Annotated in this window: 6 protein-coding genes and 1 pseudogene; 3 read left to right on the plus strand and 4 right to left on the minus strand. The window is 53.0% G+C overall.

The window, feature by feature from the left end; translation table 11 throughout:
• Positions 1-125: 125 nt before the first annotated feature.
• Positions 126-347: pseudogene (locus LJE94_19420) on the plus strand (GIY-YIG nuclease family protein).
• A gap of 45 nt (positions 348-392) precedes the next feature.
• Positions 393-827 (plus strand): hypothetical protein, encoded by a 435-nt coding sequence (locus tag LJE94_19425; protein ID MCG6912269.1) that lies wholly within the window; start codon positions 393-395, stop codon positions 825-827.
• Between the two features lie 387 nt (positions 828-1214).
• Here LJE94_19425 and LJE94_19430 read toward each other — a convergent pair whose 3' ends face one another.
• The 3 genes from LJE94_19430 to LJE94_19440 form a co-directional block, all read right to left on the minus strand.
• The gene (locus tag LJE94_19430) at positions 1215-2786 is read right to left on the minus strand and encodes a biotin carboxylase (GenBank protein MCG6912270.1); all 1572 of its coding nucleotides are present in this window, start codon (positions 2784-2786) and stop codon (positions 1215-1217) included.
• Between the two features lie 310 nt (positions 2787-3096).
• The gene (locus LJE94_19435; protein MCG6912271.1) at positions 3097-3981 is read right to left on the minus strand and encodes a DUF4405 domain-containing protein; all 885 of its coding nucleotides are present in this window, start codon (positions 3979-3981) and stop codon (positions 3097-3099) included.
• Positions 3982-4079: 98 nt separating this feature from the next.
• Entirely contained in the window at positions 4080-4799 is a 720-nt protein-coding gene (locus tag LJE94_19440; protein ID MCG6912272.1) for a peroxiredoxin, read from the minus strand.
• A 189-nt stretch (positions 4800-4988) separates the two neighbouring features.
• On the opposite strand from LJE94_19440, the gene LJE94_19445 reads away from it, so the two are divergent.
• Positions 4989-5528, plus strand: a complete 540-nt coding sequence (locus tag LJE94_19445) for a bacterioferritin (protein ID MCG6912273.1) — start codon at positions 4989-4991, stop codon at positions 5526-5528.
• A 9-nt stretch (positions 5529-5537) separates the two neighbouring features.
• Here the strand turns inward: LJE94_19445 and LJE94_19450 are convergent, their stop codons facing one another.
• Positions 5538-6353, minus strand: a complete 816-nt coding sequence (locus LJE94_19450) for a ZIP family metal transporter (protein MCG6912274.1) — start codon at positions 6351-6353, stop codon at positions 5538-5540.
• Between the last annotated feature and the right edge of the window lie 336 nt (positions 6354-6689).

Here is a 6689-nt window from a genome sequence, read left to right on the forward strand (position 1 = left end):
ATGAGACAAAATATTCGGATCTTGCACGGTTGGAGTCTTTCGAAGGTGAAGTTGTAATCGTTTACTTAGAACCCCCTGCAAGGACGCAGATGGAAGCCTCCGGATTGAACGAATGGTGAAATCTGATGCAAGATGCAGGGAATAATTGGGTAGTTTATCTGATTCGATGTTCCGACAACTCACTCTACTGCGGAATCACCAACTGCCTTGAAAAACGAATCAAGGCGCACAATCAGGGAAAAGGCGCTAAATATACAATACCCCGCAGACCGGTAGTACTGAAAACGGTAAGCAGAGGAATGACCAGAAGTGAAGCGTTAAAATTGGAACATCACATCAAACAGGTTCCTGCAAAAAGAAAGTCGCATGAACTAATGACACAGGAGGAAAAAATGGCAGCAGATTTAAAAAAGGAACTGCAGAAGGTCAGCAAGGAAATCAAGGCGCTTGCGAAGAAAGTCGACAAACTGGTAACGGCTGCAGGAAAGGCAGCACCGGCGAAAAAGGCGCCGGCAAAAAAAGCACCCGCTAAAAAAGCCGCAGCCAAAAAGGCACCCGCAAAAAAGACTGCTGCGAAAAAGACTGCAGCAAAAAAAGCGCCAGCTAAAAAAGCCGCGGCCAAAAAGGCACCCGCAAAAAAGGCCGCCAAGGTAACCGCCGCCGACACGGTTCTGAACATTATCAACAGAACCACCAAAGGTATCGATACCGCTGGGATCATGAAAAAGACGGGATTCAACAACAAAAAGGTTGCCAATATTATTTTCAAGCTGAAAAAGCAGGAAAAGATCAAGAATCCCGAAAAAGGCTTATACGTCAAAGCCTAATTTTTTTCGGCATTGACGCGGCAGGACCGACCACTTGATAGCAGAAGCGGTTTCAGGACCCGTCCAACACTGGGGCAGACAACCACGACCCCGGGTCGGTCATTTTCCCTGATCCCGGGCGTATTCTTTATATAAGGAAACCATTGTCGCTTCCGTGTTCGGTGGGTCTTGAAACCGCTCTCAGTGGTGGGTCGGCTCAAGGTTTTCTGCATCTTTGCCGTCGTCAATGACCGTAAAGCCAAACTTCTTCATCCTTCCCGTTTTCGCCGTCTTCATCTTTTCGAAATTGGAAAAGGACATCCTGCCGTTGACACGATAGCACCTGAACCGAGCGTTTATCGCGAATTGAGCGACGTATTCTTTGCAGGGTCGCCTCCGGCGTTGGGGTTACCAGGTGTCGACAAAGTTGCGCCTCTGGCCCGGCGGCCGTTTTACCCGTGAGGCCGAGTGAATCGCCCTCAACACCACGTTCCGGGTGTCGGCAGGGTCGATGACCGCATCGATCTCCAGGTGCGCGGCCGCCTCGGTAGCCTTGCCGATCTCGTACATCTGAGCCACCAGTTTTTCGAACAGTCGTTTTCGTTCGGCTTCGTCGGCCACGGCCTCCAGTTCTTTTTTAAACCCCAACTTTACCGCGCCCTCCAGGCCCATGCCGCCGAATTCGCCCGACGGCCAGGAGGCGATGTGGACCGGCGTGTGGAAACTGCCGCCGGCCATGGCCATGGCTCCCAGACCGTACCCCCTCCGCAGAATGATGACCACGACAGGCACGGTCACGCTGGCGAAGGAGACGAAAAGGCTGGACATGCGGCGCACGGCGGCCTCGGTCTCGCTTTCGGGGCCCACCATGAATCCCGGGGTGTCGGTCAGTGACAAAATCGGCAGATCGAAAGCATCGCACAATTGCAGGAAGCGGGAGGCCTTTTCCGCTCCTTCCGCATCCACGGCCCCGGCCAGGTGCATGCAGTTGTTGGCGATCAGGCCGACCGGTTTCCCCTCCAGCCGGATAAATCCGGTGACAACCCCCAAACCGTATTCGCGCCGCAGCTCGATGAAAGAGTCGTCGTCGGCCAAAATCTCGATCGCCTCACGGACCTGGTAGGTCCTGCGCCGATTCGCCGGAACGACATTCCTCAATTTTTCCTGGCTACCGCAGGTCCAGTTTTCCAGGGGACCCTGGAAGTAACCCAGCAGCTTCTTGGCCACGGCCGTTGCCTCGGCCTCATCTTCAGCCACGATATCGACGACGCCGTTTTTCGACTGCACCTCGATGGGTCCGATCTCCGTGGGTTTGTAAACGCCCAGGCCGCCCCCTTCGATCATGGCGGGGCCGGCCATGCCGATCCATGAGGATCGCGTGGCGATGGTTATGTCGGCGCAGCCGTACAGGGCGGCATTACCCGCGAAGCAAAACCCGTTGTTGACGGCGATGCGCGGCACCCGGCCGCTGAGCTTGGCCCACGTGTAAAAACTGCTGATATGCAGGCCGGCAATCCAGGTGGTCACGTCCACATCTCCTGGGCGCCCCCCGCCGCCCTCGGTGTACATGATCACGGGCAGGTTCAGATCTTCGGCCAATTCAAAAATGCGGTCCAGCTTTGCATGGTGAAAGTAGCCCTGCGTGCCGGCCAGGACCGAATAGTCATAGATGACCACCGCTGCCTGGCCCCTGTCCTTGCCGAAATGGGATCGGTTGATCGTGGCCGTTCCCGTGATCACGCCGTCTGCCGCCGTCTCTATCTGCAGCTCCTCATAGGATCTGCGTTTTCGCTGAGCAGCCACCGCCAGCTGGCCGTACTCGACAAATGACCCTTCATCTATGAGATCCTCCAGGTTCTCCCGGGCCGTGCGATACCCCCGGGCATGTCGTTTTTCCGCGGCTTCGGCCCGGGCGGAATCCAGCGTACGGGACAGCAATGCCTGCAGGGCGGCCAGTTTCGATTCAATCGTGTCACTCATTTTTCATCCTCGCTGCAATCAGTCAACTACCACCCCCAATAAAACCCTGCGTTCATCGTGTCCCGAGTGACCGCAGTGAACGGGTGGTGAAATATGTTCACTCACCTACCCGCACAGCTATATCACAAAGAGCGCTTCAACGAAAACCCCATTGGAACGAACCGGTGGCGTCGTTTACCGGATGCCAAGTTTTTCGCCCAGTTCGCCGACCTGAAAATTTTCCCGATCATGTCCCGGTCGATGGCCGGAACATGGTTTTGGTTTTTTTATGTCGAGAAAAATCAAGTGACCCGATCGCCCCGGATATCGATCATTCTTCAACTTGACGGTCATCGACTAAAATTGACGTCATCAGCACAATGGGTGTCGTGTTGTTCTTTTCAGCCAGGCCCCTGAGGGTGTCTCCCTCTTGCACCTCGATATCGATAGCACTGAGCCGTTGATAAACCTTTATTTTATCAAGCTTCATTTCCTTGATGAGCTGGCCGATGGTCTTGTTTCCCAACCCGGTTCCGGCAAAGGCTTCCTCAACTTTTTCGGCCGTCCACCGTTCACCGGGCTGCATTGCCGCAGGATTGGCTTCCAGTTTTTTTATCACCGCGTAAACGCCCATGCCCGACGTTTGTTTGCTTGCCGCTATCTGGGCCACTGTGTTTCTGGGGCTGTCAACCGTGAAACCGGCATTCCTGAGTTCCAGCACAGCTTGATCCAGCGGGATTCGCTGTTTCAGGCAAAATGTTTTCAGGCTCACCAGCTCGGCATGGCCGAAAGGCGGTTCGAGTTCGGGGGAGGTGACCCATGCGTCCTTGATCGCTCCCCCGAGGTCGGTTACGTAGACAAGCGGCGGCAGGGACCAGATGCCGCTGACCACGATCCAGACGAATACGGTACAGCCGACTGCCAGCTCCCGCTTATACCGCAAGGCGCTTTCGATCCTGCCGCTCACGTATTTGATCAGAGGTTTCCAGTTGTAGTAGATGTGAAAACCACCGGCTATCAAAAACAGGAGGCCGGCATAGATATGTATGTTGCCCCACTGGTCCTTTTCCAGGCTCAGGAATTGCCACTCGATCCAATAGGCGACACGACCCTGAGGTTCGAGATAGAGGACAATGCCGGTAACACACAACAGGATGAAACTCACCAATGAACACAAGGATGTAAAAGCCCGACCATTCCATCTTTTTGTCTTCATTTTATAAATAGCTCCCAGTTGAAACCTAAATCGACCTATATAAAAAGGTCGCTCGATTAAAAACGAGCGACCCGCTGCCATATTTGTAAAATATCAATCTAATCGAAAGCCATATCCGTTTTCCAGACTTCCCAGACTTTTCCAACCAGGTCCGGTCCCGGTTTGAGCGTCATTTTCCCGGGCTTCCATCCGGACGGCGTCGCTTCCTTGCCCTTGCTCTCTCTGATGAGCTGAAATGCCTGAACCTGCCGGAAGGTTTCTTCTACATTGCGACCGACCGGCGGGGTCAGAACTTCATACCCCTGGATGACACCGTCCGGATCGATGATAAAGCGCCCGCGTGTTTCGACCCCCGCGTCCTCATCGTAGACCCCGAAAATTTTTCCAACCTTTCCCCCGGCATCGGACAGCATGGGAAAGGGGACGCCACCTTCCACCATTTTGGAGAGCTCGTTGTCATTCCACATTTTGTGCACGAAAACACTGTCGATACTCATGGATAAAACATTGACACCCAGCTTTTGAAGGGCGTCGTGCTTTTCGGCAACTGCCGAAATCTCCGTTGCTCAGACAAAGGTGAAATCACCCGGATAAAAACAGAGCAATACCCATTTTCCTAGATAGTCTGAAAGTTTGAGTGATATAAATTTGCCCTGCTGATATGCCGGTGCAGCGAAATCCGGTGCTTTTTTGCCAACCTGTACCATAGCTGAAACCTCCTTGGTCACCGTTGATTCTTTTTCGGGTTCTTTTTCGACACTTTCTCCGACAGGACCGCCGGTGGGCCGGGCACAGCCGACCTCCATTTCTTCTGCCATAAAATTCTCCTTTCGTTATTTAATACGGTCTGCTTTTTGTTATAAGCATATGTTCATTAAGTCAATGGCCATTTCTCCCTAAAAATCTAAATTTACGCCATACAGTTTTTATTTGCCATAGCAAAATAACTATGTATACAAAAAGGAGCCTAAACGTATAGACAATCGACGAAAAAAGGGGGAACGATCATGGGAAAAGCTTCAAAAGAGGAAAGAAGACAGAAGGTTATCGATGTGTTGAACAAGGCCCGCGCCATGGAGCTACAGGCCATTCATCAGTACATGAACCAGCACTACAACCTCGATGACATGGATTACGGCGAACTGGCCGCGAAAGTCAAGCTTATCGCCATCGATGAGATGCGGCATGCCGAAATGTTCGCCGAACGCGTCAAGGAGCTCGGCGGGGAGCCGGTGGCCGGTCACGACGGGACCATAGAAAAAGGCCAGAAAGTGGAAGGAATCTTTGCTTTTGACGCCAACCTGGAGGACGATACGGTCGACAGCTACAATCAGTTCCTTCTCGAATGCCGCGAGAACGGTGACAGCATCAGCATGAAGCTGTTTGAAGTGATCATCGACGAGGAGCAGATTCATTACAACTACTTCGACAACGTAAATGACCACATCGAAAAACTGGGAAACACCTATCTGGCTAAAATTGCCGGGACACCGTCCGCCACGGGGCTGGGATCGAGTGGATTTGCGGTGAGCGCCGGAGATGCATAGAAACGGGCGTCAACCCAGCGCTACATCTAAAATCATCATCACCGAAAAACCGGTCATGGTGGCCATTGTCACCAGATCGATATTGGCTTCCTGTCGTTGAGATTCGGGGATTAACTCCTCCACCACGACGAATATCATTGCCCCGGCAGCAAAACAGAGAGCATAGGGCAAGACGTTTTGCATATAGAGAACGAACGCGGCACCAAACAGCCCGGCAATGGGCTCGACAACACCGGATGACTGCCCCAGAAAAAAGCTCTTGGCCCGCCCCATCCCCTCCCTTCTCAATGGCAAGGATACGGCGGCGCCTTCCGGAAAATTCTGGAGACCGATGCCGATTGCCAGGGCCATGGCGCCGCCAATCGAGGCAGAAGAAAGATTGGCGGCCACGGCTCCGAAAGCGACACCGACAGCGAGGCCTTCGGGGATATTGTGCAGGGTTATGGCAAGGACCAGCAGCGTGCTTCGCTGCCATGACGTCTTTATTCCCTCTCTTTGTGATGTGTCCAGCCCCAGATGAAGATGCGGCAGCAATCGATCGGTCAAACGCATGAAAATGCCGCCCCCCATGAATCCGATGGCAGCTGTCAGCCAAGGGATATGGCCCAGCTGCGCGGCCATGTCGATGCCGGGTGCAAGCAGTGACCAGAAGCTGGCGGCAATCATGACACCGGCGGCGAAGCCGAGCATGGAATCCATCAGTTTGGGGTTCACCGCTTTCGTGAAAAAGACGAGCGCCGCACCGGCAGCGGTCAATCCCCAGGTAAAAAGCGTCGCCATGAGCGCCTGGATGATCGGGCTGAATTGCTGCATGAAATCGGTCATTTGAATTCCCTTCCCCAAATAGCGTTTTCAAGCACCTGAATATCCTATACCGGTTGTCATAAGTCTGTTCCGAATTGAAACCCGCAATAGAGGACGGCCATGGGCGCTATTCGGAACATTTTTCTGGCAACCACGCTAGAAGCGGTTGCATAAACCCCATAGTTGCATAAACAACATGGCAAAGTGTATATAATAATCTGTTATTACAATGGATATCAAATAGACAGCGCTACTTTCTGGATGCAACATAAAGTGAATTCTAAGGATTGTGTCTATTTTACCATGTTGTTTACCCTGCGGGAAAGCCTGAGGACTTCAGATTCCGCGTTGCTGAGG

This window comes from Deltaproteobacteria bacterium (genome assembly GCA_022340465.1).
Lineage (GTDB): Bacteria > Desulfobacterota > Desulfobacteria > Desulfobacterales > B30-G6 > JAJDNW01.

Coding starts and splice junctions, on each gene's coding strand:
- LJE94_19425 (MCG6912269.1), top strand. CDS start 393: ATGGCAGCAGATTTAAAAAAGGAACTGCAGAAGGTCAGCAAGGAAATC.
- LJE94_19430 (MCG6912270.1), bottom strand. CDS start 2,786: ATGAGTGACACGATTGAATCGAAACTGGCCGCCCTGCAGGCATTGCTG.
- LJE94_19435 (MCG6912271.1), bottom strand. CDS start 3,981: ATGAAGACAAAAAGATGGAATGGTCGGGCTTTTACATCCTTGTGTTCA.
- LJE94_19445 (MCG6912273.1), top strand. CDS start 4,989: ATGGGAAAAGCTTCAAAAGAGGAAAGAAGACAGAAGGTTATCGATGTG.
- LJE94_19450 (MCG6912274.1), bottom strand. CDS start 6,353: ATGACCGATTTCATGCAGCAATTCAGCCCGATCATCCAGGCGCTCATG.